This is a genomic window from Pseudomonas sp. SIMBA_041, assembly GCF_046535095.1.
Classification (GTDB): Bacteria; Pseudomonadota; Gammaproteobacteria; order Pseudomonadales; family Pseudomonadaceae; genus Aquipseudomonas; species Aquipseudomonas mucoides.
Window position 1 is genome coordinate 1 of the sequence record NZ_JAWRXJ010000605.1, and the last position, 254, is coordinate 254.

At 59.8% G+C, this 254-nt stretch carries 1 protein-coding gene; it reads right to left on the minus strand.

From position 1 onward, the window contains the following. Positions 1 to 254: enolase C-terminal domain-like protein (locus SB725_RS32540; RefSeq protein ID WP_410923619.1), on the minus strand; the 254-nt coding region annotated here is incomplete at both ends.

The following is a 254-nucleotide window of genomic DNA, read 5'->3' on the forward strand; positions in this document are numbered from 1 at the left end:
CTCCTCGATCAACTGTTTGCAATCCCAAATGCTGTTGAAGACTTCGCCGACCGCGATCGGCGTGACCGTATGCTCGCGAATCAGCCGGAAGCCGGCCTGGTTTTCGGCAGGCGTCGGGTCTTCCATCCAGAAGAGCCGATACGGCTCGACCGACTTGCCGAGGCGCGCCGCTTCGATCGGCGTCAAACGGTGGTGGACGTCATGCAGCAAATGCGTGTCGAAGCCGAATTTGTCGCGCACCGCTTCGAACAGTT